The 3766-nt window shown below is 66.3% G+C and carries 4 protein-coding genes; 2 read left to right on the top strand and 2 right to left on the bottom strand.

What is annotated here, in order from left to right; genetic code table 11:
• Together VAE53_RS09230 and hisH are read right to left on the bottom strand one after the other, a co-directional pair.
• On the bottom strand, positions 1-216 hold a 216-nt coding region (locus tag VAE53_RS09230), incomplete at its 3' end, for a HisA/HisF-related TIM barrel protein (RefSeq protein WP_322819086.1).
• Complete coding sequence (gene hisH, locus VAE53_RS09225) at positions 213-866, bottom strand: imidazole glycerol phosphate synthase subunit HisH (protein ID WP_322819085.1); 654 nt, start codon at positions 864-866, stop codon at positions 213-215. The genes VAE53_RS09230 and hisH, both read right to left, overlap by 4 nt.
• A 51-nt stretch (positions 867-917) precedes the next feature.
• Here hisH and ligA point away from each other — a divergent pair, with 51 nt between their 5' ends.
• Positions 918-2987, top strand: coding sequence for an NAD-dependent DNA ligase LigA (ligA, locus tag VAE53_RS09220; RefSeq protein ID WP_322819084.1), 2070 nt, complete (start codon positions 918-920; stop codon positions 2985-2987).
• 126 nt (positions 2988-3113) lie between these two features.
• Positions 3114-3766: rod shape-determining protein (locus tag VAE53_RS09215; RefSeq protein WP_369294046.1), on the top strand; the 653-nt coding region annotated here is incomplete at its 3' end.

The following is a 3766-nucleotide window of genomic DNA, read 5'->3' as shown; positions in this document are numbered from 1 at the left end:
GCAGATGGCAGCGATGGTCTGGATGTTGACGGGGTGGCCTAGGCGGGCGCCGTCGAGGTCGACGACGTGGAGGCGGGGAGCACCTTCGGCTTGCCACTGGAGGGCGACGGCGATGGGGTCGTGGCTGTAGGCGGTTTCGCGGGTGTAGTCGCCCTGGTGGAGGCGGACGCAGCGGCCGTCGCGGAGGTCGATTGCGGGGATGACTTCGAATGTCACGGGGCGATGGTGGCGGCGGGGAGGGGGCTTCCTTGGCGGGCCCAGTGGACAAAGTTGGCGTAGAGGCGGAGGCCGTCACGGCCGCTCTTCTCGGGGTGGCACTGTGTGGCTACGAGGTAGCCACGTGCGAGGACGGAGGGGAAGACGGCGCCGTAATCGGTTTCGCCGAGGACGAGCGAGGGATCGGGGGTGGTGGGGTGGTAGGAGTGGACGAAGTAGAAGTAGCTGCCGCTGGGGATGCCCTCGGTGACGGGGTGGGGGTAGCGCCACTGGATGGTATTCCAGCCCATGTGGGGAACTTTGAGGCCGCCATTGGTGGGGAAGCGGCGAGCGACGCCGGGGAGGATGCCGAGGCATTCTTGGTCGCCTTCTTCGGAGCGTTCGAGGAGGGCTTGGAGGCCCATGCAGACTCCGAGGAAGGGGCGCCCGGCGGCGAGGTATTCGCGGATGGGTTCGACGAGACCGCGTTCGCGGAGGTTGCGCATGGTATCGGCGGCGGCGCCGACGCCGGGGAGGACGAGTGCGGTGGCGGTGGCGATATCGGCGGGGTCGGCGCTGACGATGGGGTCGGCGCCGACGTGGTGGAGGGCGCGGGCGACGCTCCGGAGGTTGCCGGCGTCGTAGTCGATGACAACTACGCGGTGGGGCATGGGGTGAGTGTACCACGGGCCGAGGGGCCGTCCGGTCTATACTTTCGGGCCATGCGTGAGGTGCCGAAGACCCAGTACGAGGCGCGGCTGCGGAGCGAGGAGCTGCGGTCGCTGATCAACTACCACAACCGGCTCTATTACGAGCTGAACCAACCGGAGATTTCGGACGAGGCGTACGACGACCTGATGAACGAGCTTCGGGCTATCGAGGCGGCGTACCCGGAGCTGATCACGCCGGATTCTCCGACGCAGCGGGTCGGGGGGGCGCCGCTGCCGACGTTCGAGGTGGTGGAGCACCGGGTGCCGCTGTTGAGTCTCTCGAACTGCTTCAGCGAGGACGAGTTGCGGGCGTGGCACCGGCGGGCGGCGGAGCGGTTGGGGGCGGACGATTTTGGGCTGGTTTCGGAGCCGAAGATCGATGGCTTGGCGATTGCGTTGGTGTACGAGCATGGGCGATTCGTGCAGGGTGCGACGAGGGGCGATGGCTACCACGGCGAGAACGTGACGGAGAATTTGAAGACGATCCCGACGATTCCGAGGGCGCTGCGGGGGAGTTTTCCGGCGCGGTTCGAGGTGCGCGGCGAGGTGTACATGCCGCGGAGCGGGTTCGAGGAATTGAACGCGCAGATTGGGGAGGAGAATCTGCGCCGGGAGCGGGAGGGGAAGAAGCCGTTGCCGCTGTACGCGAATCCGCGGAATGCGGCGGCTGGCGCGGTCCGCCAGAAGGACCCTGCGGTGACCGCTTCACGGCCGCTCGCGATGTTCGTGTACCAGCTGGGCTGGTGCGAGGGGATGCACCCGGAAAGTCACTACGAGACGCTGGGCTGGCTGCGCGAGATGGGGTTCACGGTGAATCCGGAGGCTCGGCTTCACCCGGGGCTGGAGGATGTGTTTCCGCGTATTACGTGGTGGGGGCAGGAGCGGGAGCGGTTGGATTACGACATCGATGGGGTGGTGGTGAAGATCGACGATATGGGGGCGTGGGAGCGACTCGGGGCGGTTGGCCGGGAGCCCCGCTGGGCGACGGCCTTCAAGTTCCCGCCGCAGCAGCGGACAACGCGATTGGTCGATATCCAGGTGAATGTGGGGCGGACGGGGGTGCTGACGCCGTTCGCGGTGCTGGAGCCGGTGGTGGTGGGGGGTGCGCGGGTTTCGCTGGCGACGCTCCACAATGAGGGTGACATTCGGCGGAAGGACATTCGGATCGGGGACACGGTGATCGTGCAGCGGGCGGGTGAGGTGATTCCGCAGGTGGTCGGTCCGGTGGTGCAGCTGCGGACGGGGGCGGAGCGGGAGTTCGTGATGCCGGATCGGTGCCCGGTGTGCGGGACGCCGGTTTCGCGGGACCCGGATCAGGCGGCGGTGTACTGCCCGAATGCGTCGTGCCCGGCGCAGCAGATTCGGCTGATCGAGCACTTCGCGAGCCGGGGGGCGATGGATATCGAGGGGCTGGGGGAGAAGATGGCGATCCAGCTCTACCAGTCGGGTTTGGTGCGGAACGTGGCGGATCTGTATTCGCTGACGCGGGAGCAGTTGCGGACGCTGGACAAGGTGGGGGAGAAGACGGCGGAGAATTTGATCCGGGCGATCGAGGCGAGCAAATCGCGGCCGCTGCCGAATTTGCTGTTCGGGCTGGGTATCCGCCACGTGGGCTTCGAGACGGCGCGGCTCTTGGCGGAGCACGTCGGGTCGCTAGAGGGGCTGCTGCGGGTGAGGGCGGAGGAGTTGCAACAGGTGGAGGGTATCGGGCCGGTGGTGGCTGCGAGCATCGTGGCGTGGGTGGAGCGGCCGGAGAACCGTGCGGTGGTGGAGCAACTGATGGCCGCGGGGGTGAATCCGGTGTTCGAACGGGCGGCGTCGGGCGCTGGGCCGCTCGAGGGGTTGACGATCGTGGTGACGGGACGGCTGCAAGGGATGAGCCGGGGGGAGGCGGAGGATGCGATCCGGGCGAGGGGTGGCAAGGTAGGGAGCTCGGTGACGAAGGCGACGGATTTTCTCGTGGTGGGGGAGGATGCGGGCTCGAAATTGGCGAAGGCGGAGAAGCTCGGGACGCGGCTGCTGACAGAGGAGGAGTTTTTGGCGCTGCTGGAGCGGGGCCCGGCGGCCGTTTCTTCAGCTTAGGAAATGGTGCAAAGGTTTTTTGTAGCTCAAAATTTTGCGTCATCGCGGTTGGGGGTCATGACGGGTATACTCTGAGGGAGAATTTCCCCGCGGTTCTTCGCGGTCGAGTGCGACAGGTTCACGCCCTTGGCGTTTCCCAACTTTCTCGGTTCGTTATTCGGTTTTCTCTCGCACGACATTGCCATCGATTTGGGGACGGCGAACACGCTGGTGATGGTGAAGGGGCGGGGGATCGTGATCGACGAGCCATCGGTGGTGGCGATCGATCGGGTGACGAAGCGGATTCTGGCGATCGGGGCGGAGGCGAAGCGGATGGTGGGGCGTACGCCGGCGAACATCGTGGCGGTGCGCCCGTTGCGCGACGGGGTGATTTCGGATTTCGAAGTGACGGAGAAGATGTTGAGCTACTTCATCCGGGCTGTGCACGATCGGAGTTTTTTGGCGCAGCCTCGGGTGGTGGTGGGGATTCCGAGCGGGGTGACGGAGGTGGAGAAACGGGCGGTCCACGATGCGGCGCTGAATGCGGGTGCGCGGGCGTGCTACTTGATCGAGGAACCGATGGCGGCGGCGATCGGGGCTGGTTTACCGGTCATGGACGCGGCTGGGTGCATGATCGTGGACATCGGGGGCGGGACGACGGAGGTGGCGGTGATTTCGCTCGGCGGGATGGTGGTGAGTACGTCGATTCGGGTGGCGGGCGACGAGATGGATCAGGACATCATCGCCTATGCGCGGCAGGTGCATAACTTGCTGATCGGGGAGCGGACGGCGGAGGAGAT

The sequence above is a fragment of the Tepidiforma sp. genome (assembly GCF_034432735.1).
Taxonomy (GTDB): Bacteria; Chloroflexota; Dehalococcoidia; order Tepidiformales; family Tepidiformaceae; genus Tepidiforma.
This window is presented reverse-complemented; position numbering and strand designations above follow the sequence as displayed.